The following is a 25,686-nucleotide window of genomic DNA, read 5'->3' as shown; positions in this document are numbered from 1 at the left end:
GTCATTATAAATTGAAAGATTTGAAGTTAGCACCATTTTTATTGTTTATTTTCATTGCTTTGCAAGGATTTGCGCAAAATCAACCTTTTGTTTATGAAAATAAAGTGTACCAAACGAGCATAAAAACAGTAGAATGCTACAATACTAAAAAAGAACAATCTATTCCCCTTTATACCCTTAAAAGTGGCGAAACGCTAACCGTTGGTTTCGACGATCTAAGAGGTGGTAATCGTGGTTTTAGCTATACGGTAGAACATTGTACATCAGACTGGAAAGCTTCCAAAATTAACCCAATCGATTATTTAGAAAGTTTTAATGAAGATATCATCACCAAGTACCGATATTCTTTTAATACGCTGCAAAAGTTTACCCATTACGAGCTCAAACTTCCAAATGAACAAATTAAGCCAAAGATTGCTGGAAATTACCTGCTAAAGGTGTATGAAAATGGTGATAAAAATAAGCCCGTTATTTCACAGCGATTTTATGTACTCGACCCAGTTTTGAATGTAGGTGCCGAAATCGTTGCAAGTAGTAACGTGGCCGATCGTTATAAAAAGCAGAAAGTTAATTTCACTCTTTTTCATCAAATGCCTATTCAAAACCCATCTCAAGATATTAAAGCAGTGGTGATGCAAAACTTTGTTGCAAATACAGCCATTTTAAACACAGAACCGAATTTTATTAAACCAGGATCGTTGGTGTATAATGAATTAAATGCGAATGAATTTTGGGCTGGAAACGAGTTCAGGAAATTCGACATCCGTAGCTTTCGCTATAAAGCAGAACATGTTCAAGATATTTATGTAGACACAATTAACACTGCGGTATTATTTACGGATGGTACGTTAAGTACTTCAAAATATAGCAACCAATTCGATGAAAATGGGAATTTCTTTATCCGTAACCAAGATGGAAGAGATCGTGATACGGATAGCGATTATGCAAAAGTTATTTTTAGTTTAAGTGTTATACCCCCTAATAATAAAGGTTCGATTTATGTTTTAGGCCGATTCAATAATTATACCATTGAACCTGCAAATAAATTAGTTTACGATTTAACTAAAAGGAAATATTTTATAAACTTAAAGTTAAAACAAGGAGTATACGATTATAAATATGTTTGGCTTACCGAAGATGGAAAATTCGATGATACGGTTTTTGAAGGCTCATTCTTTGAAACCGACAACAGTTATCAAGTATTTGTGTATTATCGCAAACCCGGTGGCAGATGGGAAGAATTAGTGGGTTTCAGCCAAGTTCGTTCATCGGTTCATTAATCATCAATGAACTTTTAAGCACCCAAACCGAAACACTTCCTGCATTACAACGAAACTCTCCTTTTCCGTTCTCGTTTAAGGTTACTTCTTCTTGTCTATATCCTAGCGCATCAATATATGTTTTTCCTGAAAATTGAGCACCAATTTCCATTTCTTTAAACCCTTCATCACCATTACTCATCACTACCGCAATGCCTGAATTTGGATGTTCTTCATCACCGGCCCTTGTCCACCCAATACAATTGTTATGATCCAAATAATCGATTTGAGTACCATAAGAAAAATGGGTTCTGATGTTTAACAACTCATGAAGTTCTTTAACGCCAATTAATTCTACAGTTGTATCATTGTCTTCGTAGTTTGCGCCATAAACATCCGTGTAAAAAACACAAGGTATACCTCCTTCTCGCAGCAAAATCATAGCATAGGCTAAGGGTCTAAACCAAAACTCAACGAACGATTCCAAAGCTTGAAGAGGTTGAGAATCGTGATTATCGACGAAGGTAACGGCCATCATTGGGTTTCTTTGCACAAGTGTATTATCGAAAATAGTGTTCAAATCGTAATCCCTCCCGGCTTTCGACGCTAAATAAAAATTATGATGCAATAAGGAGTCGAATAATTGTGTTCTACCTCCAGTTATTTCAATATATTCTTCCAGTTCTTCAACATCAACAATATTCCAATTTTCGGCTACAAAAAAGAAATCCCGATCATATGTAGTTTTCATATCATCTATCCATTCTTTCACAAAATCAGACGAAATGTGTTTTACCGCATCTAATCTAAACCCATCTATTTTGGTGGTTTCGTAATACCAATGTCCCCAGTTTTTTAACTCTTGTTTAACCGCAGCGTTACGATAGTCGATATCATTAAACATAAGGTAATCGTAATTTCCCAATTCCTTAGAAGGAACGTTCTCCCAACTATCTCCATATTCGTTTATGATGGAAAAGATTGCCGATTCGTTTAAATTTTGTGCCCAGTCTACGCCGCTAAAGCATTGACGATCCCATATAAAATTTGAATACTGACCCTTTCGTCCGGGAAAGGTAAATTTAGTCCAAGCTTCAATTTCCATTTCTTCGGAGATAAATTCTTCTCTATTCTCTTCGTTTACTTTTCTAACGGTTATGCTTTCTAATTCATCACCACCCGCCTTATGATTAAAAACGGTATCGGCTAAAACGCCAATTTGGTTTTCATGAAGTTTTTTGATAGCAGCAAGATACTCATCTTTGCTACCGTACTTGGTATTAATCGTATTCTTTTGATCGAATTCCCCAAGGTCGTACAGGTCGTACGAATCGTAGCCTACAGAATAGCCCCCATTACTTCCCTTATTTGCTGGTGGAAACCAAACGGTGGTAATACCGAGTTGCTTTAAATTTTCGGCTTCTTTAGCCGCCTTAACCCACAAATTATCCGGTTCGTTATAATACCAATGAAAATATTGGATGAGCGTTTGGTTTTGCATAAATGGATTTTAGGTAAGATAACAGTAAAGCTTAAGAAAAGTTCTTGATTAATGACATTATTTGTGGGCTGAAGGCTTATGGATGATGGTCCATGAGCTATCAGCCTTTCGCATTCTGCCACATTTTCCGTACTTTTGCAACATTATGAGCATAAAAGTAAAACATCCGAAAGAATCATTCACCATTATGAACGAACTGGTATTGCCAAACGATACCAACACCTTGAACAATTTAATGGGTGGTCGTTTATTACATTGGATGGATATTGCGGCTGCGATTTCTGCTCAAAAACATTGCAATAGAATTGTAGTAACGGCATCGGTTGACAATGTATCATTTAAACATGCGATTAAACTGGGTGATGTAATTACCATCGAAGCTAAAGTAACCCGATCATTTAATACCTCAGTAGAAGTTCGTTTAGATGTTTGGGCAGAAAACATTCCGTCTGGAACGAGAGCAAAATCAAATGAGGCATATTATACTTTTGTGGCAGTAGATCAAAGTGGAAGAACAATTCCTGTTCCAGAGCTAAAACCAGAAACCAACGATGAAATTGAATTGTATAATGGCGCATTACGTCGTAGGCAACTACGTTTAATTTTAGGTGGAAAAATGGAACCCAATGATGCGAGTGAGTTAAAAGCCTTGTTTTTTAAAGAATAAATTTAGCTAATTCTTAGTTATCGCCGGCTTCTCTAAATCATACGCTTTCGAATATTTTTCAAGCTTATGGTATTCTTTTTTGAATTTTTGAGTATCGCCATATAAGGACAGAATTATCTTCGTGTTCAGCGCTTCCCCTAGCAATCCGCCAAGTGTACCACCAATAGCACCAACTCCAGCTAAAAAAGCAGTCCCAGCCAATTTGTCGCCGAATTTATCAAAAGAGCTATCTACACCATCGCCCGTAAAGAAGATGGCGACACCAGCTGCAGCTCCGATAGCTGCACCGGTACCTAAACCTTCTACAACTGTTAATCCTTTATAACGAACCTTGATTTTGACAATATTTTTGGCTTTAAAAATATAATAATTACCACGAAAATCTTCTACAGCAATTCCCTCTCCTGATACTTTTTGGAGCGTACCTTTAACATTTTTAATACTATCTAGCACAACTTTTACTTCATATTTTTTATATTGAGCAAAACTTGAGATAGAGCATACTAATAAAAAGAATATAAGATAGATATGTATTGATTTCACTAGCTTCCCATTTCCAGTATTTTATCAAATTCTGTGGCTTTTAAAGGCATTACCGATAATCTTCCTTGTCTAACTAAAGATATATCTTTTAAACTTTCTTCGGCCTTAATTTGCTCAAGAGTTACAGGCTTATCTAACGCCTGAACTGGCACTAAATCTACCACTACCCAATTTGGATCGCTCGTAGTTGGATCTTGATATGCCTCCTTAACTACTTTTGCAACACCTACTACATTTTTACCATCGTTACTATGGTAAAACAGCACCAAATCGCCCTCCTTCATCTCTCTGAGGTTATTACGTGCCTGATAATTTCGCACCCCATCCCAAAATGTCCGTCCGTCTTTATTGAATTTTTCCCAACTGTATTTAAAAGGTTCTGATTTGACTAGCCAATATTGTGTTTTTTGCATGTTTAAAGCGGTTTAAAGCGTGTTTTTTCTTCGATCGTTGACAAAACCGTTGACAAAAATACTGACAATCCCGTTGACACCTCCGCAGTGCATACGATTTAAACTTTCAAAATTTAAACAGTATGAAAACGAGCAATGTCAAATCACAGTCCGAAAACCATTTCATCAAGGAATGGAACGGAACGGAATTTCATCTATCGATCCCTGCAAAAATAACACATTCCAACAAACCTTTCATATATTTTTATTGGCCCGATCCGGACAATTATGCAATTCCCGACAGGGCTAGAAAAGGAGGAGTTGGAGAAGTCAGGGATAAGAGGATATCGATCAAAAAGAAAGCGGTAGGCGCTGTTGATGCTATTATCCAGATGCTAAGCAAGGGATGGAACCCGTTTACCAATGTGCAATTGCAATTAATACGAGAGTAAACAGTGTTAAACAGAAACAGCTACTACGAGATAAGCATCCAAGAATGGCCTTTGATGTCGAACTGATTGCTTCCCAATAAAGGATAACTTTTAATTATCGTGCTTCTCGTAGAAACTTTTATTCAATCAACCTCTAAAAAAGGCCTTGGGCTTTTTGCAAAATCGTTTCTTCCCAAAGGGACTGTCTACTGGAAAAGGAATGAAGAATTTGATAGGCTCTTTACTGTGGAGCAATTTGCCAAACTAGATCCCATAGCTGCTGACTACATCTCCTATGATGGTTTTTTAGAAACTACTGGGAACTGGTACTTGTGCGGAGATAATGCTAGGTTTTCAAACCATTCCAGTACACCAAACACTAAAAATAATTTTGATGTGCAAAATCTGATAGTCCATTCAGTTGTTTCTGTAGATGTCGAAGCTGGAGAAGAGTTATTGATTGACTATACTGAAATTTGCCAGACTTGTATCGATGGAGTTGCGTTTGAGAGCCATTTTTAAATAAATTCGTTTCATTGCCGCCTATCCTTTCTGCTGTTGAAGTTTTATGTTTTCTTTTATATACTTAAATCAGTATCAAATGTATTCCCACTGATTTCCCATGCCCGTAGGAAGCTTTCGCGTTCGCAATAAGACTTGATATAGGAATCCCAGCCAATTCATTTTTTTTCTTGATTGCAGAATATTGATCCGAATACAAACGGTACGCTCGTTCGAATATAGAAAACAACATTGTCAATAAAATGAGCTCTTCCTTTTGCTGTTCATCCAATTTTTTTGGGTCAAAGTCTGGATGTCAAAAATATTAAGATATGGATGATCCAAGCACAGCTTTTGAAACTCTAAATACTTCTCATCCAATGCATGGTAGGTTCTATATTCACGATCGCTCTTTTCCTTCTTCTTCACCCTTCTATATTGTATGTAAGCAAGTGGCAAACCCAGAATAACAATGAACTTACCCGTAGCATCCAAATAATCCAGCGCCTGCTTATCGATTGGGGGAAGAGAAAAATCAAATAGTTGCATCATAATTAATAGTTATCCTTTATTGAAATAAGCAAATGCCTGCATAAATGGAACCGTTTGTAGAGTCTGGGTCTAGGCAGCAGCTTGGTGAGGAAACTGGCTCACTATGAGAAACAAAATACTTAACTCTAAATGCTCTATTTTTTTACATTCTCAATAGCGTTGACTAAACAATATGGCTAATTCGGCTAAACATTCTCACCCAAAAAAGAGCTCATAGTTGTTGAAATCTGTACCTCTATTTATGTAAATGTTGAATTTAAACGCAAAATGACGGAACAGAATGGAAAAAATAAGAGTAACTACATTTAAAAAAAATGAAGTCCTGAAAGAACATCGAAATATTGCAAGCACAATTGGCAGGCTTAGCCTTAGCGGATGGCATTTGTGAAAAAACTGAATTTCCATTATCTTGTGGAAAACACCCTACATGGTACTAACCTGTTACGTTATTGATGATCAAAAACATGCTATCGATACAATGTCGGACTATATCCGACGAACCCCTCATCTTCTCCTTGCTGGCAGCAATACAAGTCCGCTGCTCGCTTTAGAAGAAATTAGCAGGAATAAACCCGATCTTGTTTTTTTAGACGTTGAAATGCCAGAGCTATCCGGTGTTGCGCTTGCAGGGATGCTTCCTCCTGAGACTGGTGTCGTATTCACAACCTCTCATTCAAAATATGCAATGGCTGCCTTTGAAACCAACGCTATGGACTTCCTGTTGAAACCTTTTTCGTTTGAGGCCTTTGTAAGATGCGTAGTTAAAACAAGAAGCAAGATATCCTGGAAAAAAGTAGTCCATTACCGTACGCTGCAAACTCATATTTTTGTAAATCCAGGAATAAAAGGAACGGTCGTTCAGCTGGAACTGGCCGCCATAACCCACCTGGAAGCAGTGGATCATTCCATCCTCATACACCATGCTGGTCAACGGATTACCACCCATATGAATATTAGTACGGTTCAAGAAAAACTCCCCTCGAAAACCTTTGTCCGTGTTCACCGATCTTTTCTTGTAAACATCACACATATAAGGGTGATTGAAGGCAAAAGTATCGTTCTGGGCACGGGTGTAACCCTCCCGCTAGGAAATCAATTTCGAGACCAATTGATGTCGATCATCCACAATTAAAATAGAATTTGTTGTATAACCCTCCATTTTCGTATTTAACGGTGAACAAATTAGCATTCACGCCAAGCATTTGGCTGTCGACGGAAAAATTTGCTCAGCCTGACAATTGTCTTTAGCTTGGTTTATAATTAAAACTTAAACCATTGAATTATGATTAAAAATCTAATGAAAGGATTGGCTATGACAGCATTGATTAGCCTTTCTGCAGTAAACTTCGCAAAAGCGACCGAAAATCCCGTTGTTGTTAAATGTTATTGTGCATTCTGGGGTGGCAACGACAAATGTCTAGCCTCAAATGGTGGCGGTCTATGTGCTAGCGGTGAGAACATTTTATGTCAACTCTACAATTCAAACTGCGACGACTCAGAAGCAAATTAGAGGATTAAGGCAGTTCTTTGTGAACCAAAGAACTGCCCTATTATAATTATTCCACCGATTACATTTAACACCATTTAACTTCTAATGGATAAATCCCTGAAAGCCTGCCTATTTGGGCTCGTGCTGATCATCACTCTTCCTGCCTGCAAGCAGAAACCAATCGACTATAGTAGTGCGAAAAACAGTAGTATCAAAAACATTAAATTCGAAACCTTATCGCTCGACACGCTCACCCTACCACCGTTCAACAGTTCCTATATCGGGCAAACTGCCCTCTACGATAAATATATCTATTTCATCGATTCAAAATTTGGTTTTGTCTATAAGTTCGATCAACAGGGAAAAATACTCCAACGTTTTCTCGGACAGGGAACCGCAAAGAATGAACTGCCGATAAAGTCCATTATGCTTTTTTCCTTCCTTCCCAATGGAAACTCCATTTTCATCGGAACGGGATACGATTGTTATATGTTTGATCTCGAGTTTAACCGAATTAATGATTTCCAGATCAATTGGCACTCTTCCAAAACACAGCAGCAGCTGATCAACAATCCAGACCTAGAGGACAATGGCATGTTTTCTCTGCTTTATAACGGAAGAATATTTGGCACAAATGAAACCCTATATTTCCCAGTCGCTTCTCAACATCCCAAGCTAAACCCAACATTGGCCAATTATGCGGAAGATGTTAAGATCATCGGAAAAATGAACCTTGAAAACGGCTATGTAGAAAAAGTATATGGCAAATTGCCCCCCATCTATAAAAAGAACATTCAAACCCTTGCCTTCGGGTATGCATACATCGACGCTTTCCAAGAAAAAAAAACTTTGACGTCGTTCCCTGTTGATTCGCTTATATATGTTGTCAATGACGATTTCGAGGTACTAAATTCCTTCGGTTTCCAAGGTAGGGACATGGACCTTCGCTATAAGAACCAAACCGATCCCAGGAAATTTAGCGAGAATTACAAGGAACAAGTTAAAGTAACCGGACACTACACCTTTATGAAGCATTTTCAAGACCTTAACCTCACCTTTAGGGGGTACCATAAAAACCGTACCGCCACAACCGACGGACTACAGATCTATCTGGGCAAGACCTTGATTTCCGATATTGATGTACCCATTGGTTTCCGCGTGGAAGGCTACATTGCACCATACTTCTATTCCAACATCAAATTGGACATCGAAAATGCCACAGCTAAGATCTACCGATTTAAATTATAAGCCAAGCCTAATGAAAACAAGATTTATCTACCTAGCGGCATTGCCACTACTGATTGCCTGCCAGGGTAAGATCAAGAACAAAATTCCCAATGTAAGTACGGTAGACACAACTAAAATACTGGCTGGAAAACTAGCATTTGAAAAGCAGAGCATTGATTTCGGCACGGTTAGCAAAGACACTTTATTAGTTGGAAAGTTTGGTTTCCAGAACACAGGCAAAGACCCCGTTCGGATCATTAGCATACAGCCAGACTGTGAATGTACCAACTTCCATATTTCAAAAAAACTGATCCAGCCGATGGATACTGCAAGCATATCGCTTTCGGTTTCTACCAAAAATAAAGTCGGTAAAAATGAACTTAATTCGACCATCGTTGCCAATACCGAAGCTAAACTCTATCTGCTGAAACTTAATTTCAGCGTAAAGCCTTAAATCAAGACTGGAACACCTTTACCCCAAGGCAGCCCAATCCCGTGGATAGCGCGTATAGGGCAGCGCTAGGTCAGTTTTTTAGGCTGGCGTTTTGCCATAGGATTGGTTTCTCTGATCCAGGAAAAAAGAGATGATTTATTTTCAGCTAAGCGGTAACCATGGGTTTGCGAGAAACGTCTAAGGAGTATAACTTAAAAACCACAACATATGAATTTTGTACAAGCCTTATCGATCAGCCTAATAGCAGGTGTATTCCTTCTAGCCTTTGGCATCGCATATTTGAAATACAAAGAAAATCTCATTCGCCTTCAACGGAACGAAGACACCAAGGAAAAAAATCCTAGAGCGTTGCTCACCATCGGGATTATATTAACGGGCATCTCCATAGGTATCACTTTGGCCACTATTGTAAATGAATTGTTCTTTGAGCGATATGGCATGCTGGTTTACGTAGTCTTTCTCACCTTTTCCGCTGGAATTTCAATGATCATCGCACAGAAATTCACGAACAAGTAAGCTTAGTATTCCAGCGCCGACCAAAATCCCTAACTGATGAAACACATCCCCTTTATACTTTTACTACTGGCCTGTGGCATTTGCACCGTGGTGAAGGCTCAGGTAAATCCGGCCGTAGCCTTAAAAGGGACTGTTAAAGATACCCTTGCCGGTAAAGCCCTCCCGTATGCTTCTATTGCCATCCTGAACCAAAAGGATTCGGTACTGGTTAAGGGAACTAGGGCAGATGAACAAGGGAATTTTAAGTTCAATCAGCTGCGGCCAGGAGCATTTATCCTAACCGTATCCCAGACCGGGTATCAGGATCGCTCGATACCCTTCTCCATTAATAGTTCTTCTCAGGCTGTGATCGATTTTGGCATAGTTCCCCTTCGAGAAGAGTCACTGACCTTAAATGAAGTGGTCATCAAGGGAAAGAAGTTACGGGCCATCTCGATGAATGGAGATACTATAGAATTTCTAGCCGATAGTTTCAAAGTCGCACCCAATGCCAGGGTAGAAGACCTGCTGAAACAAATGCCCAATGTAAGGATCGATGGGAATGGAAAAATTACCTACGGAAACCAAAGCATTAAAAAAGTACTCGTCGATGGAGAGGAATTCTTCAGCTCCGACCCTACCCTAGTCACCAGAAATGTTAGGGCAGATATGGTCGAAAAGGTACAAGTTTATGATGCAGCAGAATCCGGAAGTACATTGACTAAAAAAATGGATGGGGATGCCAAAGAAAAAACCTTAAACCTTACCCTCAAAGAGGACAAAAAGAACGGCTATTTTGGCAAAATAGAGGGCGGTGCAGGCAATGGAGGTTATTATCAGGGCCAGCTTATGTTGAACGCTTTCCGAAATAAAGAAAAGCTGGCCATGTACGGTATCTTCAGCAACAATGGTCTAGTGGGACTCAGTTGGCAGGATGAGGAAAACTTTGCCGGAGGTGAGGGCTGGAACGGAAGTTTTGACGGAAAAGGCATCCCCGAGGTTCAGACCGGTGGTTTGCATTATTCCAATAGATGGAATGCAAACAAACATGGGATCAATATTAATGCAAAAATCGCCAATCTGGATGTCTCGGGCGAAAACAATAGCTTGGTCCAGACCAATTTACCCCAACTGAGCAATTTTACCCGATATGATCAACAGTTCAACAACCATAGCCTTCGTCACAAAGGAGAAGTAAGCTATGAGTATCACCCCTCGACCAGCGCTACATTAGCAGCGGTAGTGGATCTCTCCCTAGACAGAATCGATACCGAGCAAACTGTCGCCCAGCAAATCAGCACACCAGCTTATGACCTGTTGAACTGGAGCAATCGAAATTTAGCCCATCAACAAAGACAAAAGAATCTGAGTTCCAGGCTCAATTGGAACCAAGAACTAAAAAAAAAGGGAAGAAGTTTTTCATTGGAAGCTATCCAAGGGTATAAAACCGGTACTGAAAATGACCGTCTCTCCTCTTTGAGTACCTTCTTTAACAACAATGACCCAAGCACCAGCATTGACAGCACCGTAAAAGTAGATCAGTCCAAGCAAAATCGTTATTCGTTAGTCCATGTTCAGTCAAAACTACTCTATGCCGAGCCGCTTTCGCGCAGTACCTCGCTACTGTTTGAACTTTCCAGTGCTCTTCGCCACAGCCAAGCCAATGTGCAGACCTTCAATCAGGCCCAAGACCGGAGCTATAGCGAACTTGAGCCGCGCCTTAGTAGCCACTACCGTTTCGACGAAACTGCCCACAATGCATCGGCCACTTATCGCTATAAAAAAGGAAAGCTGTCTGTAAACACTACCGCAGAAATAAACCTATTGCGGTTGTCACAGACCAACAGGATCGATCAATCGTCCCTCTTCAGGAAGTACACCTTCCTCAGGCCACAATTCCGTGCGAAATATGCCTTTACTTCGCAACGTTCAATTACTTTACAATATGCGCTGGACAACATCATTCCCGAGCTCGCCCAGCTCCAGCCGATCACTCTCAATGAGGATCCGTTCAATCTTTATACGGGAAATCCGCTCTTGGACCCGTCCATTCGACATACGGTGAAACTTTTGGCAAAAGACTATATCCCAGAAAAGGAAGAAACCTTGCTCCTGAACGGTTCGATCGCCCTCATACAGGATCCGATTGTCCCTACCTTTACCAGTTCGGCCGCCGGAGTAAACAATTATTCCTACTTGAACGTAAAAAATAGGAACACTACAAACGCCAACATTAATCTTTTATACGGTAGAAAGCTTGATTTGTGGGATCTTCGCCTGACTGCCAATGCCCTTTTCCTATTGAATAAGCAACTTAACTTCAGCAATGGGCAAATGAACAAGTCCTCCAATAACGCCTATTCCAACGCATTAGGGTTGAACAAGCTAAAACCAAACGTCTATGACCTTTCTGTTTACGGAAGCATTAATTACACCGATTTTAAAAATTCGCTCGACAAGTCTTTCAACCAAGCCTTTTTTACCTTTACGATCATCCCCGCGGTCAACTATTCCATCAATAAATCATTTCGCCTGTACACCGGAGCTACCTTTCGTTTCCAACAAAAGAGCAGTGCCATGTACACCAGTTTCAATCAGGTTCTATGGAATGCCGCACTGACTAAAAATCTCGCTTCTGATCGAATTTCCTTAAAGCTTTCTGCGAATGATCTGCTGAACCAGAACCAAGGGTTCAACCGATCAACAATCGAAAACAGGTTCACTCAAAATACCTACACTACTATCGCAAGGAATTTTATGCTCACTTTGATTTACGACATCAATAAACTTGGATTACTTCCCTCACCTAAATAACAAGAAATGAAAAACTTAATTAATCTTGCCCTGTTCATCGCAGTTTTCTCCCTACACGCTGTTGCGCAGACCAAAGTTGCCAACCAGGGCACCATCCTTTTTGAAAAGAAGATCAACAACTATGCGATCTTAAAAGAAATTTATGCTAATGATCCTGAAGGACCTGCGAATTTTGAAAACTACAAACAAAAGAACCCTCAGTTCGAGGAGTACTTTTACAAGCTCAGTTTTAACGGCAGTAGCACCCTCTACCAGCCCGCGGAACAACTGGAAATCAAAAGCCCCATTGGACAGTCTACCTCAAACAACATCGTTTTCACTGATTATTCCTCAGGAAAGTTCAGTAGCCAAAAGAAAATCTTCAACAAGCAGTATGTACTAAAAGATACCGTGCGCAGCATCAAATGGAAATTAACGACCGAAACACGCGAAATCGCTGGCTACCGGTGCAAACGCGCTAACGGCCTACTGATGGATTCGATCTATGTCGTTGCCTTTTATGCTACCGATGTGATTTCCAACGGTGGCCCCGAGCTCTTCAATGGACTTCCAGGAATGATATTGGGCCTGGCCATTCCCGCAGAGCATGTCACCTGGTTTGCAACTAAAGTCACCGTCGCCCCGGTACAGATCAAGGAGTCTGATGTCCCAACTACTGGAATTCCGTATAACCTAACCGAATTTCAGACATTCTTGAACACGCTGACCCGCTTGGGCCCGGTGAAAAAAAATGTCATTAAAAATGCGTTATTTTAGAACCAGGACCATCATTACCCAAAGACCCTAATGACTAGCACGGATGCCGAACGTTGAAAAGGACTTAGCACTGATCGAAAAGATCTTAGGTGGTGACCCACGTGCCTTTGGCCTGCTGCTGGACCAATATCAATCATTTGCGTTCAACCTGGCCATGAAATTCACTACGAATAATCGGCAACTGGCGGAAGAAATCACCCAGGATGTCTTCTTAAAAGTGCTCAAAAGTTTGCCTACCTACAAAGCGGAGGCCAAGTTCAGCACCTGGCTCTACCGGATCATCTTTACCACCTCGATATCGGAGGTGAGAAAGAAAAAAAGGCTTGTCTTACTAGATGACCTTGAACAGCAGTATACCGATCTGCTAGAAATCGACAACTGGAACTCCTACCCAGCAGATGAAAAAGTACTTAAAAATGAAATCCGCACGGCCATCTCCCAACTTGGGGAAGCCGATGCGATCGTTTTGGAGTTATATTATCTCAACGAGCAGAGCATCGAAGAAATCTCCTCGATCTTGAACCTGGAGAAAAACGTAATCAAAGCACGGCTGTTCAGGGCCCGTAAAAGGATAAAACAGCTTTTAGAACCAAAAATATCAACTTATCGAACATGAAAACCATAACCGACCAAATGCTTTGGGATTTTGTAGACGGCCAGCTGCCCGCAGAGCTCGCTCAGGAAATCTCTTCCTCCACCGATCTGCTGCTTAATGCAAGGCTGGAAAAGATCCAGCAGTACAACAGACAGCTGGCTACAGGATTTCCTGCGCTGCCGGCGCCGAATCCAGCTTTAAAAGCGCGGCTCCTGGAGCGCTATCTGTCCGACTATTGCCCAACGGCAAAGATAGAACCGACTCCCTTGGAAAAATGGATTTTGCTTCCCCTTGCCCTTTTCTGCTTTCTGTCCATGTTATTATTGATGGCGCTGGCCGGCACCAGTAACCAGATCCTGAACCTCGTCGATAAGTACAGCAGTTCGATCCTATTGCTTGCAACAACAGGTTTTTGCCTTACCCTAAGCCTTTTTGTATTGAGGTTTATTGCCTATAATCGCTTGACAAAGCCCGTGCTGTGACGATAACGATCAATCTGCACCAGGTTTTCCGAAACCGGTGCTAGGTATATTTAGGTTCCTTTGATTCAACCAGAACAATCTTCAAGTGAAACCAATGGAGATATTTAGCAAAAACAAACTCATTTTAGCTCCGAGCCCGTAGCGAACCATCTCAAAAAGCGGTTAACTACTCCATCTATTTTTTGTATACACCAACAACCCTCTTGAGGAAAATCGATAGGTTCAAGGGTACAAAATAATTGCCACAACTGCTCGCAATGCACCCGAGCGAAATCATAACCCTTACCTCCGTCAGCACCGTGCATTCAACTTCCGTCAACTCACGATAGTTGATATCGATTGCGTACTGAAAGGCATATTGGCGTAAAGCTTTTCAAAATCGAATAATCCCCCTCAATGTCGATTATTGGATAGAAGTCATGGAGTTATGCCTATCTTCCTCAATTATGGGATCCATAGATTTCAGCTTCACTATCTGATGTAAAAAAGCAGTTTGAGCCTACGTCGCCCGGATCAAAAGACAATAAGCACCTTAAATCTAGCCTCTGTCATTCTCATTTGCACCATTCCAAGCATCAATAGTCGTACATCAAATGCCCAATCGTCTATCGATCTATTGTGTCCACCTCCCTATTTGCAATTTCTTTATCTTTCAACAACGATTACTTTAGTAACTAATAAATCAATTTAACACCTAATTCTCCACCATGAAAAACATGAAGCCATTTGAACGCCTGATCTGCCGGACCCCTGCCTTTGGCACCAACCAAACCCTAGAAGAATTATTAAAAAAGCTGCTTGACAAAATTGAGGAATCCTCAACCGAATTCCATAAACTCGTCCAGGGAGTAAAGCCTGAAGACTTGGCGCATCTTGATGAAAAGACTTGGTTCACGCTCTGGAAATACTTTAACCGTGCAAAATACAGAGCGACCCCCTTTGGTTCTTTTGCCGCAATCAGTACGCTTCCACTAACCTATCATCCTACCCCAGAAATCACCCTATCACAAACCCTACAGCAGCATCAATTCATCGACTGGAGTCAAAAAGACAATCTTGAGCTACGCTCTGCTGAGAAAGCCACTGCTTTTTTAACCAATTCTTCCCTCTACTTTACAGCAAAGCAAATCCGCTACCTCAAGTGCGAAGGGAACCAGTTTGAACTCTCGGCCGTAAACGCCCAGCCCATCCTCAATTTAGTTCTATTGACCTGCAAACGAAAGACAAGTCCCCAGGTACTCTTCCAGCTACTAGAGAAAACCTTTAACATGGATCCAGTTGATGCGAAAAAGCTACTCGCTCAACTGGTGGATCTGCAGCTGCTGATCACCGACCGACACCCCAACATTACCGGAGAAGATTATTTTACCCGCTTACAGCTTCCCGTATCTAAAAAGCCCAGCAATTATATCCTTAGCGAACGTAGAATTGAAAGTGGCAACTTTGAGGGCAAATTGCTCAAGGATTTTCCCGCGCTGATTGCTTTTTTTGCTAGCCAACTTGGGTCTCCTACCCCTCCCGACCTTGTGGAATTCATCCACGCCTTTTCCCGCCGCTTTGAAAGCCAGGAAATCCCCTTGACCCGAATAATGGACCCAGAAATAGGTATCGGCTACGGTGGGCTTGCCCAGCCCAGACACGCTGACCCTTTGATCGGCCACATCCTGAAGTTAGGAGGCCAAGCCGATCAGGAAAACCTCTCTTACGGAAAACTGCAGCAGTTTTTATTAAATGGGATATTAAAACGTTCGCCCATCGAACTCTCCGAGTTCACCTACAATCCCCTAGAAAAAAACCAACTCCCCAATACCCTCAGCTTCCTGTTCCACCGCTATAAGGACAGGGTAGTACTCTCCTACGGAGGGGGCTGTACGGCCAGTTCCTTACTTGGTAGGTTTACCCACTGCGGTGGGGAAATTGAAACCCTCGCTAGGGAAATTGTCGACCTTGAAACCGCGGCCAATCCCGGTGTAATCTTCTTTGAAGTGGGCTATCAATCAGAAAAAAAGGTTGACAACGTGAACCGAAGGCAATTGCTCTATTCCGCAGAGCTCCCTATTTTGAGCTGGTCCCAACACGCCCAGCCCCTGGACATGGAGGATATTCTCGTAACCGTAGAAGGCGGCCAGGTCATCCTGAAATCCAAGAGCCTTGGAAAGCGCCTGATTCCCCGGATCGCTTCATCCTATAACCACAGCCGCTCAGATCTCTCGGTTTACCGCTTCCTCTGCGATGTTCAGAGCCAAGGACTAATTACTAGGTTATCGCTGAACCTGCAGCAGTACTTTCCTGGCCTGGACCATTATCCCAGAGTGGAATTCAGGGACATCATCGTCTCCCCAGCCCAGTGGAAAATCCCAACCCAGGCCCTAACTACTAAACAAAGCTTATCCGCTTGGCTAGCAGATTCGAAAATCGACTTTGTCTTTAAGGTGGGTGAAACCGACCAATCGCTTACCATCGACCCGCATCGAGCCGAAGACCTTAAAGGGTTACTAGGATACGGAAAACAACAGCCCGAGGCGTTCTATCTAACCGAGGCGCTGCTAGATAACTCGACATTACTCAAAGACGAACATAAAAACCAGTATACTGGGGAGTATATTGCTAATTTCTATCATAAAGCATCAGTGTACGTTCCAAATCCTCCTCGTCATTCCTCACCGACCGAGGTTTATCTTCCGGGTTCAAAGTGGTTGTACGTAGAAATCTACGTTCATCCCAGCAGCGCTAATGCGCTGCTAATAAAGCTGATCTGGCCATTTCTCACGACACATTCGGCTTTGATTAAAAACTGGTTCTTCATCCGCTACACCGACCCCTCGGCTCATATCCGGTTACGGTTGTACTTAAAAGATCCAGTAAAGGGTCTTAGCTTACTCAATGACTTGCAGATGCTCCTTCACCCGCTGGCAAAGCAGGGTTTGATTAGCGACATCAAGCTGCCCAGCTATCGCCCAGAGCTTCTGCGTTATGGATCGACAAGAATGGCGCTTGTGGAAGCTTTCTTTCGTCAGGACAGCCGCTACGTGCTACAGCTGCTCAAAAAACAACCGACCATCGACCAACTTATCGCTAGCGGCCTTCATGCCGTGATGGAGCTCTGCCGGTACTGTTTTCAAAACCAACCGCTACAACTGCCCTTTATCCAGCGCTATGCACAGCGCTTTGCTGCTGAAATGCAGCTGGACACGGCTACCTTCAAAAAGATCAACGCCTCCTTTCAGCAACTGCAAGGCAATTTAGAACAGCTCGCCTTAACCCCCACTGCTGGAATACGGAGAAAATGGAAAGAAGCTTTCGAAGCTGTGGTGGCAAATTGCGAAACCGAGCGAACAAAGGAGAATTTACTAGCCGATTTGATCCATATGCACGTCAACCGGTTATTCACTGGCCATCAACGGATCTACGAAACAATCATTTACCAGTACCTTTCCCAGCTACTCCTTCGACGCGCGGCGCTTGCAAAAGCTGCAGGGGAATTTCGATCGTCAGCTTAAAATACTGCTCGACGATATCATAATGAAAAACCAGCTCGTGGCCGTAGGCATTGGCCAGCCTTTTTTGGATATTAGCAAGTCCAGAACGGTTGCTCTTGGCAACGCTACGGGCTGCAATCCTGTTACGAGTCTGCAGACAGAAGCGATTTGCTATAACCGCTAGCTGTATCACAGCGATGTCTTCGGAGCTCGTAAGATCCCCGTGCTTGAAGATATTCTCGACCAACGTCAACGGAACCAAGGGGATCAGATGCAGACCTTTCACGTCTTCAGTATACGAAAAGTGCAAATTCAGATCCTTTCCATTTTGGAGCTGATACAGCGCCAGCAGATTCTCCACTTGCTCAATCTCGTCTGCAAGCTCAACAGTGTTTCCCAGTTCACTCGAGTCAATGGCGAAGCGCATCATTTCCGATAAACGAATCACTGCCTCTCCAGCCCTAGGTGAGCTTATTTTAACGTCATGATAGATAAAATCAAGAGTATTGAACAAAAAATGCGGATTGATCTGCGCCTTTAAAAAAGCATTCTGCGCGCTAACCAGTTGCTGCTCCACAACCTGCCTTTCAATGACTGCGAACAGCTTGTCGCGCTCGAGCTCCACGGTTTTCTTCCGCTGGCTCAAATAAACTCGTAAATAATAGTAGCCCGTAGAAAAACCCAAAAAGTACATGCCCCGATACAGGTTCCGAGTGATGACCTGAATGCTGAGCACATATACCTTCTTTAAATGGATAAGCTCCAGAGCGATAAGTAACTTATCACAACCGAAATGCACAAGGATATAGACTGTCATCTGAAGGGCGAGCACTGGTACCAATAGATAGATTATCCTAAACCTGTTTTTCAAAGCCCAAGGCAGGGTCACGTGGGCGTTGAAGTAAAAGAAAAAGATATTGATAGCAAAATGAAGGGGGTCGATGATCGGACTGGGCAGGAGCCCACTGATCAAGCTGGCAAAACCTAGATCGTAGGCAACATATAAGGCCCAAGCAATCACATGCACCTTATTGCCGGCCATCCATTTCCAAATTTTTAAACTCATACGTTAGGGTTCTGTCCCGAAAATTAGCCTTTCCGTATAGGAAAACACCTTATCGGTATAATATTTTTTAAGTGTCTTTCCACAAGCGCTAAGTTTCATAAAAAATCCAACATTATGAAACAGAAAAACCTAAAAATCAGTCCAAGCACTTTATTTGTGTACCAATCCGCTAAACGTCTAAAAGGCAAGGCCGCAAGAGAGACCGAATTAACCACACAAACGACCAATACGACCACTACTTCACTTACCTGCTAATCTAGCGTTGATCTACTTTTTGCGGGATTACAGCTGTTTTCCCGCTTTAAGTGACCACTCCACGATAAACGACGTAAACTGATCGCGAAAGGCATTACCCACCACAATTTTGGTCCCGTTACTCAATTTAACCGTATTGCCATCCACTACTTCAATCTGCCGTTGGTTGACCAGGTAACTTCGATGCACTTGCAAAAACCCCGGATAATCTGCCAGCAACTTCACCATTTCCCCCAGTGAGATACGGGTCATTATCTTTTTAGCCAAGGTATGGATCAGCACATAGTTTCTTTGCCCTTCCACTGCTACAATGTCTTTGAAGTTGACCTTTACCACTTGCAGCTCCTCCTCCTTGCTTTTGACGAAGAAAAAATCTTTCTGTTTAGGTATTTCCGATAAAAATCCAGCGTTCACCCCTCGCTGCTCCGGAAATATCTTGTTGACCAATAGGATAAACTTTCCTAGGGAGAAGGGCTTGAGCAGGTAGCCATCTGCATCGAGTTCAAAAGCCTCAAAGGCATACTTGGTATACCCTGTGGTATAGACCAATTTCTTTACTTTTTTCCTGATTTCCCGCCCTAGCTCGATCCCGTTGATCATGGGCATATCCACATCTAAAAACAGCACATCGATCACACCCAAGCTATCGATTTCCCGCAGGGCCACCAGCGGATCGGTATAGGCTTTGATCAGGTTGAGCTCGGGAACCGATTCGATATACTGGGTCAGCCCTTGGATAGCATGGGCTTGATCATCTATTATTATGCAGGAGTACATATATCTCGATTGTTATGGATAAATATGCACAAAAAAACAGTGAATTCACAAATAACTATCAGCTTCGTCCCGAAAATCATACTTTCGGTCGCTAAAATTACCATTTCGGTATAAAACAATTGCAAATCCCCCTTCCTGCCGATAACTTATGCACTGATATTATGCTCTTAAGATATCCAACACCCCTAAACAGCTACCCCCATGACTATTTTTGCAGGCACCATCATAAAACACCTCAGAAAAGCGAAACACTACAGCCAAAAGCAACTGGCTGACCAGTTAATCGTGAGCCGACCAACCTATGAACGCTACGAAAATAACAAGGTTGAAATCCCTCTTTCCAAGCTATGCGCCCTTGCCCAGTTCTATCAGATCGACCCCATCGAGCTGATCCAACGCGTGCTCAGTTGTGAGAAGGCGTTGCCCAGCGGAAAAAGTCATTTGTTCATTGCCCGTCCCCCGCGACAGCAGGAGCTTTACGGTTAAACCTCCCTTAAGATGGTGCCTATTACGTGTGCGCTGCCTATCATCACTCAACCCTTCACTAGACCCTCAATTTTTGGTCAATTGATGATGATGATGATGATGTATTTCTAATCCTGAGAGCAGAGCCGATGATGCCTATGCCCAGCCCTATTGGCTAAGCCTAGAGCAAAGAAAAGATCCGATGACCTTCCTTAAAGAAAAGCTCAGTCTTGACAGCCTCAAGCACCTGCACCATGGCCTTCAGCAATGGCTGGAAGATGGGCTAAGTGAACAAAGCTTGCTGGAATCGCACTTTTTTCGTAAATTTGAAATAATTAATAATGCCCTGCGGCAGGTTTGAATCCACTTTTTTCGACTAGTACATTACCTCTTTACTAGCCAATATTGTGGTTTATTCATGATCTAAAGGGGTTTTTAGTGTGGTTGTTGACAAAACCGTTGACAAAATTCATGCAAGGCAAGTCTAGCCCAAAAAGTTGGTGAAGTTCTGATTTGACTAGCCAATGGTTCATCGATATAAATTTGATGCCCTAAATTACGATTTATTTTTAGATTGAGTAACGCTTCATTTTCTGCATTGAGAATGATTAATCTTACATCATTCATACTTTAACGCATCAACTGGATTATTTACCGCAGCTTTACGAGCTTGTAAGCTCACCGTAAATATTGCAATAGCGATGGATGATAACGTTGCAATCACAAAAGGCCAAATCGGCATATCAATGCGATATGCAAAACTCTCTAACCATTTTTGTGTTACGATAAAAGCGATGGGCCAGCTGATTAAGTTGGCAGTAATTACCAATACCAAGAAGGAGCGATTTAGCATATTTACCAGTTGAAAATTCGAGGCACCTAAAATTTTACGGATAGCGATTTCCTTTGTCCTTCTTTTCGCCATAAAGGTTGATAATGCAAATAGTCCCAATAAAGAAAGCCCTACTGAAATAATACTGAACAATACAATAATTTGCATTTGTTTGCGAGTAGATTGCATGGCATTTTGGAAAGCATCCTCAACTGAAATGTATTTCATCGGAAAATCTGGGAAATGCTTTTTCCAAGCATTTGCAATAGCAACCATGGCTGATTTATAATTATCGCTATCAAAACGTATCAGCAAATTATTTGTATTTGAGGAACCTCCCAAGTGGGTAACTTTATAAATGGTAGGTAAAACTGCTTTATCAAATCCTTCATTGTTATAATCTTTAATTACACCAACTACCTGAAAAATGTAATTCTGCTTTCCTGAAGTAAAGGTTTTGCCAACCATATTTTTACCTAATAAATTAGCTGCCGCCTCATTAATTACCACACTATTGATAGTGTCTTGCATAAATTCTGGCGAAAAAATGCGTCCACTCATCACCCGCACACCTAATGCGGGCAGTGCATCCATGGTTACGGTAACATTGTTAATATCGTATTTCTGATTTTTAAACGTAATTTCTCTTGGTGAGTTAAATGTATTACCCATTACCTGTGTTGTAGTAGCTACATACTTTACACCGGGAATTCGCTTTACTTCTTCTACAAATGGGTCTCCTTCATCATAATTTGTTGAGATATTGATTAACTTGTCTCGATTAAAACCTAAATCTTTATTGGCTACATAACTGGTTTGTTGCTGCATTACCCCTATTCCAATAATAAAGGTTACTGCGATGATGAATTGTACAATTACCAATCCGTTTCTTAAAGCCATGCCCTTTATGCCACTCTCGTAATTTCCCTTCAATACTTTAACTGGATTATATTTTGATAGCACCCATGCTGGATAAAAACCAGCTAAGAAAGTGATGCATACAAATAAGCCAAACATTTGGAAGAGGATAGCTATAAGCTGCTTACTATGCCAAAAACTTAAATTTATCTCGTAATGATTGTTGAATGCAGGTAATAATACCTCCACCAAAATCACACAAATAAATAAGGATGCAAGGGTTTGTATGGCCGATTCCATTAAAAATTGAATCACCAATTGCGTTTTATAGGCACCTAATACTTTTTTAACACCAACTTCTTTAGCCCGTTGTACCGATTGGGCAGTGGCTAGATTAACAAAGTTGATGATAGAAACTAAAAGTAAAAAGATGGAAAGAGCTATTATGGGTTTGATTTTATCGAGCCAATTCTGGGCGAGATCGGGTTTAGCATATACTTCCTGTAATGGAACCATTTTTAGACCAGGTGTTTTACCATTTTTATAAAAATCATCGAATTTAATATCACGCTGTGCAAAAGAAGCTTTTTTATAATCTACATATACTTTTTGAAGTACTTTATTCACAGCAGTTGTATCTAATTCTTGCAGCGCTGACGCATATATTTCACAATAATTAGAACTACCAATTTGATCTGGATCTTGCTCCCTTTCGCCTGTATGCAAGATGGCATTAAAATTAGCACTTTGTGGGGTCGACGGGTCTTCGACAACGCCGGTAACCGTTACGGTTCTTCCCTCATCTGTGCGCCACATGAGTAATTTTAATTGTTTACCAAGTATCTGTTCTGTACCAAAAAGTTTAAGTGCGGTACTCTTCTTTAGAACAATTGTATTGGGTTTACTGATAGCGGTTAATCGATCACCTTGCACAAACTGATATGGAAAAACCTTAAAAAAAGAGGAATCGGCATCTCTAATATCTTTAATCAATATAGGATCGGCATTTTCCAATTTAACAGAATAGCCTTCGCCCCAACTAATTCCCAATTTTGTAACATGCTTAAATTGAGGTACCTTATCACTAACCAATGCCCCAATTCGAGATTCGGTAGATGTCATCCAGTGCTGCTGATTATCGGGTGTAAAGAAATCGTGATGCTCTCTTAGTTGATAAACCCTATTCAATTCGGGCGACCATTTATCATAGTTAGTTTCGTGATTCACGAAAAGCAACAAAAGTACAAAGGCTGTTAATCCAAGCGCTAAGCCACCAATGTTAATGGCCGCATACACTTTGTTCTTAAATAAATTTCGAAGGGCGATTTTTAGGTTGAGTTTGAACATAGTTTATGGGTTTGTTGGGTGGTTGGTTGGGTATTGGGTTACTACTCATACTTAAGGGCATCTACTGGCGATTTTTTAACGGTTTTGATGGCTTGGAGCGAGACAGTTAGCAAAGTAAGTAGTGTACAGATGGAAATGGCAATTAGATAAGGCAGATACGATAGTTCGATTCGATAATAGAAGCCATTTAACCACTCCTTAACTAGATAGTAGGCTACAGGCCATACCAATACGTTAGCAACGATCACTATTTTAATAAAGCTACTATTTAGAAGCGTTAATAAATCTTTAACCGATGCGCCTAAAATCTTACGTACGGCAATTTCCTTCGTTCTTTGTTCTAGATCGAAATAAACCATTCCAAATAAGCCAATACAGCAAAGGAAAATGGCAATTCCGGCAAAGGAGATAAATGTAGACCCTAATCTCATCTCCGATTGGTATAATTTTTCGAGATGTGAATCCATAAACTGAAGGTCTGGAGGAATGGATGGAAAATGTGTTTTCCACACTTGCTCAATCCTATTTTTTGTTGAGGCTAAATGAGTTGAGTTTGTTTTTATATATAAATACCCCGCTTCGCTATTCATCTCTAAATCAATAACCACAGGGGTAACTTTTTGGTGGAGCGACATGCCGTTAAAATCGCTTACAACGCCAATAACTTTTCCTTGTAAGCCCCCATAACTCAATACCGTATCAATAGGATTCGTTAGGTTTAGCATTTTTACGGCCGCTTCATTCAACAGAATAGGTTGCTGAGCGATGATCTTCTTATATTCTTCGTAAGGAACATTTGCAGCAGCTTTAGCATAATCACGAATATCTGAACCAAATTTCGCTGAAAAGGACCTCCCTTTTAGCACTTTAATATTTAAGGTAGAAATAAAGTTTAAATCGGCATAAATATGATCGGCTCTATATACTGTGGTATCTTTATCATTTGTCCAAGATGACGAACCGCCATAAGAACTACCTGGATTAAATGAAGATATACTGAAGGATTTGATAGCTGCCTTATGCATTAATTCTTCCTTAAAACCGGTAAGGCCCTTTCCAAAAATATTGAATGAAGAAACCAGCACTTGCTCTTTATCGAAACCTAAGTGCTTATCCTTTATATAATTTAGTTGGGAATATATGACCAAGGTGCAAACAATTAAGAAAGCAGAAATAGAAAATTGGAAAATCATTAACACCTTTTTAAAACCAAACTTTCCCGAAATGTGCCCTGTATAACCTTTTAAGGTTTTTATAGGCATGAGTTTAGAAAGAATAATTGCTGGATATAGGCCTGCTATAAATCCTGATAAAACGATAATTGTAAATGAAATTAACATCGTTTTAAAATTTAACATGGCTGATAAAGAAATATCAACACCTATTTTCGAGCCAATAAACGGGATAAGATCGTGCGTTAAAATTAAAACGATTAACGCTGAAAAAGCAAAATAAAGGTAGCTTTCGCTTAAAAATTGAAGTTTTAGTTGGGAAACAGAGGCACCCATCACCTTTTTCACACCTATTTCTTTCGCTCTTTTAATTGATGCGGCCACCGTTAAATTAATAAAATTTACAATAGCGATTAAGAGAATAAAGAAAGCAACTATTGAGAAAATATAAACATAGATAATATCACTATTTGCCTCCATCTCACTTTCAGTATGTGAGTAAAGATGGATTTTACTTAAGGGCATTAGCTTTAATTCTACATTCTCTGGAAATTCGTATTTTTTATACAGTGCTTTTAATTTCTTCATTACGGCTAATGGTGATGCACCCTTTTTTAATTGGATGTATTGAGGAATAGCCGAATACCCTCTCCAATTTAACTTTTGCGAAAGATCAGTTCCAGTCATCAAATCTCCTTGAAAATGTGATGTTTTAGGCAAGTCTTTCATCATTCCCACCACTTGGTAAGCATTTGGATAATTTACCAAGTTAATATGTTGCCCAAGCGCATCTCCATTTGGAAATAAAATTTTGGCGAAGCTTTCGGAGATGATCAGCGTATTGGGTTCTTTTAACAAACGTTTAGAATCGCCCACAACGAGTGGAGCAGTAAATAAATCAAAAAATGCATTTTCAGTAACGACCAAATGTCCTTTAAAAAAATTATCTCCCACTTTAACTTGTGCATCATTACTCCGCAACATCGTTACGTTACTTACTTCTGGAATTTCATCCATAAGCATTTTAGCTAGTCCTGATGGTAAATAAATAGTTTCTTTTTGCGTTTTACTATTTACAGACTGCAATCGATAAATCTGATCTACATTTTTGTTGTGTTGATCGAAAGATAACTCAAAAAATACATAGGCTACCAAAATCACAACAGTACTCATTCCAACAATTAAACCAATAAGCTTTATTGATGTTGTTAGCTTATTTTTCCAGATATTTCTTAAGGCGATTTTTAGGTTGAGCTTGAACATGGTTTAATTCGTAA

Annotated in this window: 24 protein-coding genes; 16 read left to right on the top strand and 8 right to left on the bottom strand. The window is 40.9% G+C overall.

What is annotated here, in order from left to right:
- Window positions 1-20: 20 nt before the first annotated feature.
- On the top strand, window positions 21-1,280 hold the full coding sequence (locus WG904_RS15355; RefSeq protein ID WP_339580220.1) for a type IX secretion system plug protein: 1,260 nt from the start codon (window positions 21-23) through the stop codon (window positions 1,278-1,280).
- Here WG904_RS15355 and WG904_RS15350 read toward each other — a convergent pair.
- On the bottom strand, window positions 1,252-2,760 hold the full coding sequence (locus tag WG904_RS15350; protein WP_339580219.1) for an alpha-amylase: 1,509 nt from the start codon (window positions 2,758-2,760) through the stop codon (window positions 1,252-1,254). The two genes, WG904_RS15355 and WG904_RS15350, sit on opposite strands and share 29 nt — an antisense overlap.
- A 145-nt stretch (window positions 2,761-2,905) precedes the next feature.
- On the opposite strand from WG904_RS15350, the gene WG904_RS15345 reads away from it, so the two are divergent.
- Entirely contained in the window at window positions 2,906-3,427 is a 522-nt protein-coding gene (locus WG904_RS15345) for an acyl-CoA thioesterase (protein WP_339580218.1), read from the top strand.
- Between the two features lie 6 nt (window positions 3,428-3,433).
- Here the strand turns inward: WG904_RS15345 and WG904_RS15340 are convergent, their stop codons facing one another.
- Complete coding sequence (locus tag WG904_RS15340) at window positions 3,434-3,970, bottom strand: hypothetical protein (protein WP_339580217.1); 537 nt, start codon at window positions 3,968-3,970, stop codon at window positions 3,434-3,436.
- Window positions 3,970-4,383: an EVE domain-containing protein gene (locus WG904_RS15335; RefSeq protein ID WP_339580216.1), complete on the bottom strand. Its 414-nt coding sequence runs from the start codon at window positions 4,381-4,383 to the stop codon at window positions 3,970-3,972. Before WG904_RS15335 ends, WG904_RS15340 begins: the two co-directional genes overlap by 1 nt.
- Before the next feature lie 122 nt (window positions 4,384-4,505).
- Between WG904_RS15335 and WG904_RS15330 the strand changes: the two genes are divergently transcribed.
- Both WG904_RS15330 and WG904_RS15325 read left to right on the top strand, forming a co-directional pair.
- A complete protein-coding gene (locus WG904_RS15330) occupies window positions 4,506-4,814 on the top strand; it encodes a hypothetical protein (RefSeq protein WP_339580215.1) in 309 nt (102 codons plus the stop codon).
- Between the two features lie 99 nt (window positions 4,815-4,913).
- Entirely contained in the window at window positions 4,914-5,315 is a 402-nt protein-coding gene (locus WG904_RS15325; protein ID WP_339580214.1) for an SET domain-containing protein-lysine N-methyltransferase, read from the top strand.
- Window positions 5,316-5,549: 234 nt separating this feature from the next.
- Here the strand turns inward: WG904_RS15325 and WG904_RS15320 are convergent, their stop codons facing one another.
- Window positions 5,550-5,846 (bottom strand): hypothetical protein, encoded by a 297-nt coding sequence (locus WG904_RS15320; RefSeq protein WP_339580213.1) that lies wholly within the window; start codon window positions 5,844-5,846, stop codon window positions 5,550-5,552.
- A gap of 427 nt (window positions 5,847-6,273) precedes the next feature.
- Between WG904_RS15320 and WG904_RS15315 the strand changes: the two genes are divergently transcribed.
- From WG904_RS15315 to WG904_RS15275, 9 genes are all read left to right on the top strand, one after another.
- Window positions 6,274-6,978 (top strand): LytR/AlgR family response regulator transcription factor, encoded by a 705-nt coding sequence (locus WG904_RS15315; RefSeq protein WP_339580212.1) that lies wholly within the window; start codon window positions 6,274-6,276, stop codon window positions 6,976-6,978.
- A gap of 462 nt (window positions 6,979-7,440) precedes the next feature.
- Window positions 7,441-8,583: a hypothetical protein gene (locus WG904_RS15310; RefSeq protein ID WP_339580211.1), complete on the top strand. Its 1,143-nt coding sequence runs from the start codon at window positions 7,441-7,443 to the stop codon at window positions 8,581-8,583.
- Between the two features lie 10 nt (window positions 8,584-8,593).
- Window positions 8,594-9,016, top strand: a complete 423-nt coding sequence (locus tag WG904_RS15305; protein WP_339580210.1) for a DUF1573 domain-containing protein — start codon at window positions 8,594-8,596, stop codon at window positions 9,014-9,016.
- Window positions 9,017-9,223: 207 nt separating this feature from the next.
- Window positions 9,224-9,532 carry a hypothetical protein gene (locus WG904_RS15300; RefSeq protein WP_339580209.1) on the top strand — a complete coding sequence of 103 codons (309 nt, stop codon included), beginning with the start codon at window positions 9,224-9,226 and terminating at the stop codon, window positions 9,530-9,532.
- 36 nt (window positions 9,533-9,568) lie between these two features.
- Window positions 9,569-12,325 (top strand): outer membrane beta-barrel protein, encoded by a 2,757-nt coding sequence (locus WG904_RS15295; protein ID WP_339580208.1) that lies wholly within the window; start codon window positions 9,569-9,571, stop codon window positions 12,323-12,325.
- A 6-nt stretch (window positions 12,326-12,331) separates the two neighbouring features.
- A complete protein-coding gene (locus tag WG904_RS15290; RefSeq protein WP_339580207.1) occupies window positions 12,332-13,081 on the top strand; it encodes a GLPGLI family protein in 750 nt (249 codons plus the stop codon).
- A 43-nt stretch (window positions 13,082-13,124) separates the two neighbouring features.
- Window positions 13,125-13,697, top strand: a complete 573-nt coding sequence (locus tag WG904_RS15285; RefSeq protein WP_339580206.1) for an RNA polymerase sigma factor — start codon at window positions 13,125-13,127, stop codon at window positions 13,695-13,697.
- The gene (locus tag WG904_RS15280) at window positions 13,694-14,158 is read left to right on the top strand and encodes an anti-sigma factor (RefSeq protein WP_339580205.1); all 465 of its coding nucleotides are present in this window, start codon (window positions 13,694-13,696) and stop codon (window positions 14,156-14,158) included. The genes WG904_RS15285 and WG904_RS15280 overlap by 4 nt, the downstream gene beginning before the upstream one ends.
- Before the next feature lie 707 nt (window positions 14,159-14,865).
- Window positions 14,866-17,658: a lantibiotic dehydratase gene (locus WG904_RS15275; protein WP_339580204.1), complete on the top strand. Its 2,793-nt coding sequence runs from the start codon at window positions 14,866-14,868 to the stop codon at window positions 17,656-17,658.
- Here the strand turns inward: WG904_RS15275 and WG904_RS15270 are convergent.
- A complete protein-coding gene (locus WG904_RS15270; RefSeq protein WP_339580203.1) occupies window positions 17,576-18,703 on the bottom strand; it encodes a sensor histidine kinase in 1,128 nt (375 codons plus the stop codon). The two genes, WG904_RS15275 and WG904_RS15270, sit on opposite strands and share 83 nt — an antisense overlap.
- 114 nt (window positions 18,704-18,817) lie before the next feature.
- Here WG904_RS15270 and WG904_RS15265 point away from each other — a divergent pair, with 114 nt between their 5' ends.
- Window positions 18,818-18,958 (top strand): hypothetical protein, encoded by a 141-nt coding sequence (locus WG904_RS15265; protein WP_339580202.1) that lies wholly within the window; start codon window positions 18,818-18,820, stop codon window positions 18,956-18,958.
- 27 nt (window positions 18,959-18,985) lie between these two features.
- On the opposite strand, the gene WG904_RS15260 is transcribed toward WG904_RS15265, so the two are convergent.
- On the bottom strand, window positions 18,986-19,735 hold the full coding sequence (locus WG904_RS15260) for a LytR/AlgR family response regulator transcription factor (RefSeq protein ID WP_339580201.1): 750 nt from the start codon (window positions 19,733-19,735) through the stop codon (window positions 18,986-18,988).
- Window positions 19,736-19,936: 201 nt separating this feature from the next.
- On the opposite strand from WG904_RS15260, the gene WG904_RS15255 reads away from it, so the two are divergent.
- A complete protein-coding gene (locus tag WG904_RS15255) occupies window positions 19,937-20,221 on the top strand; it encodes a helix-turn-helix domain-containing protein (protein WP_339580200.1) in 285 nt (94 codons plus the stop codon).
- 181 nt (window positions 20,222-20,402) lie between these two features.
- Window positions 20,403-20,561: a hypothetical protein gene (locus WG904_RS15250; RefSeq protein WP_339580199.1), complete on the top strand. Its 159-nt coding sequence runs from the start codon at window positions 20,403-20,405 to the stop codon at window positions 20,559-20,561.
- A gap of 258 nt (window positions 20,562-20,819) precedes the next feature.
- On the opposite strand, the gene WG904_RS15245 is transcribed toward WG904_RS15250, so the two are convergent.
- Together WG904_RS15245 and WG904_RS15240 are read right to left on the bottom strand one after the other, a co-directional pair.
- The gene (locus WG904_RS15245) at window positions 20,820-23,237 is read right to left on the bottom strand and encodes an ABC transporter permease (protein WP_339580198.1); all 2,418 of its coding nucleotides are present in this window, start codon (window positions 23,235-23,237) and stop codon (window positions 20,820-20,822) included.
- Window positions 23,238-23,278: 41 nt separating this feature from the next.
- A complete protein-coding gene (locus WG904_RS15240) occupies window positions 23,279-25,672 on the bottom strand; it encodes an ABC transporter permease (RefSeq protein ID WP_339580197.1) in 2,394 nt (797 codons plus the stop codon).
- Window positions 25,673-25,686 lie beyond the last annotated feature (14 nt).

It is taken from the genome of Pedobacter anseongensis (assembly GCF_037482965.1).
Lineage (GTDB): Bacteria > Bacteroidota > Bacteroidia > Sphingobacteriales > Sphingobacteriaceae > Pedobacter > Pedobacter anseongensis.
The sequence above is the reverse complement of the archived record's forward strand: the minus strand, read 5'-3'. Positions and strand labels throughout refer to the sequence as shown.

What these genes read in the sequence shown, in the direction of transcription:
- WG904_RS15350 (WP_339580219.1), bottom strand. Translation starts at nt 2,760, where the DNA reads ATGCAAAACCAAACGCTCATCCAATATTTTCATTGGTATTATAACGAA.
- WG904_RS15345 (WP_339580218.1), top strand. Translation starts at nt 2,906, where the DNA reads ATGAGCATAAAAGTAAAACATCCGAAAGAATCATTCACCATTATGAAC.
- WG904_RS15335 (WP_339580216.1), bottom strand. Translation starts at nt 4,383, where the DNA reads ATGCAAAAAACACAATATTGGCTAGTCAAATCAGAACCTTTTAAATAC.
- WG904_RS15330 (WP_339580215.1), top strand. Translation starts at nt 4,506, where the DNA reads ATGAAAACGAGCAATGTCAAATCACAGTCCGAAAACCATTTCATCAAG.
- WG904_RS15320 (WP_339580213.1), bottom strand. Translation starts at nt 5,846, where the DNA reads ATGATGCAACTATTTGATTTTTCTCTTCCCCCAATCGATAAGCAGGCG.
- WG904_RS15315 (WP_339580212.1), top strand. Translation starts at nt 6,274, where the DNA reads ATGGTACTAACCTGTTACGTTATTGATGATCAAAAACATGCTATCGAT.
- WG904_RS15310 (WP_339580211.1), top strand. Translation starts at nt 7,441, where the DNA reads ATGGATAAATCCCTGAAAGCCTGCCTATTTGGGCTCGTGCTGATCATC.
- WG904_RS15305 (WP_339580210.1), top strand. Translation starts at nt 8,594, where the DNA reads ATGAAAACAAGATTTATCTACCTAGCGGCATTGCCACTACTGATTGCC.
- WG904_RS15300 (WP_339580209.1), top strand. Translation starts at nt 9,224, where the DNA reads ATGAATTTTGTACAAGCCTTATCGATCAGCCTAATAGCAGGTGTATTC.
- WG904_RS15295 (WP_339580208.1), top strand. Translation starts at nt 9,569, where the DNA reads ATGAAACACATCCCCTTTATACTTTTACTACTGGCCTGTGGCATTTGC.
- WG904_RS15290 (WP_339580207.1), top strand. Translation starts at nt 12,332, where the DNA reads ATGAAAAACTTAATTAATCTTGCCCTGTTCATCGCAGTTTTCTCCCTA.
- WG904_RS15285 (WP_339580206.1), top strand. Translation starts at nt 13,125, where the DNA reads ATGCCGAACGTTGAAAAGGACTTAGCACTGATCGAAAAGATCTTAGGT.
- WG904_RS15280 (WP_339580205.1), top strand. Translation starts at nt 13,694, where the DNA reads ATGAAAACCATAACCGACCAAATGCTTTGGGATTTTGTAGACGGCCAG.
- WG904_RS15275 (WP_339580204.1), top strand. Translation starts at nt 14,866, where the DNA reads ATGAAAAACATGAAGCCATTTGAACGCCTGATCTGCCGGACCCCTGCC.
- WG904_RS15270 (WP_339580203.1), bottom strand. Translation starts at nt 18,703, where the DNA reads ATGAGTTTAAAAATTTGGAAATGGATGGCCGGCAATAAGGTGCATGTG.
- WG904_RS15265 (WP_339580202.1), top strand. Translation starts at nt 18,818, where the DNA reads ATGAAACAGAAAAACCTAAAAATCAGTCCAAGCACTTTATTTGTGTAC.
- WG904_RS15260 (WP_339580201.1), bottom strand. Translation starts at nt 19,735, where the DNA reads ATGTACTCCTGCATAATAATAGATGATCAAGCCCATGCTATCCAAGGG.
- WG904_RS15255 (WP_339580200.1), top strand. Translation starts at nt 19,937, where the DNA reads ATGACTATTTTTGCAGGCACCATCATAAAACACCTCAGAAAAGCGAAA.
- WG904_RS15250 (WP_339580199.1), top strand. Translation starts at nt 20,403, where the DNA reads ATGACCTTCCTTAAAGAAAAGCTCAGTCTTGACAGCCTCAAGCACCTG.
- WG904_RS15245 (WP_339580198.1), bottom strand. Translation starts at nt 23,237, where the DNA reads ATGTTCAAACTCAACCTAAAAATCGCCCTTCGAAATTTATTTAAGAAC.
- WG904_RS15240 (WP_339580197.1), bottom strand. Translation starts at nt 25,672, where the DNA reads ATGTTCAAGCTCAACCTAAAAATCGCCTTAAGAAATATCTGGAAAAAT.